The organism is Streptomyces sp. SID14478, assembly GCF_010548525.1.
In the GTDB taxonomy this organism is placed as follows: Bacteria; Actinomycetota; Actinomycetes; order Streptomycetales; family Streptomycetaceae; genus Streptomyces.
Genome location: NZ_JAAGMG010001304.1, coordinates 1 through 234, shown reverse-complemented (window position 1 = coordinate 234; position 234 = coordinate 1). Strand labels below are relative to the sequence as shown.

General features: G+C 78.2%; 1 pseudogene. It reads left to right on the top strand.

Annotated elements, in window-relative coordinates:
• Positions 1–234: pseudogene (locus G3I40_RS41335) on the top strand (GNAT family N-acetyltransferase); the annotation flags it as partial.

The window sequence follows — 234 nt, the reverse complement described above, 5'->3', positions numbered from 1 at the left end:
CGGGGTGAACGGCACGGCCGAGGCTGCGGAAGCCGTCGCGCGCGCCTGGCGGGACCGGCACCCCGACGGCCGCACCGAGACGCTGATGTCCCAACGGCTCTACCGGCTGGGCGAGTTGACGACGCCGGGCCCGCCTGTTCCCGGGCGGGCCAGGGTCGCGGGTCCGGACGACCGCGAACTGGTCGCACGCTGGCGCGCGGACTTCGGCGCGGTCGCGGGGCTGCCCGAGCGGCC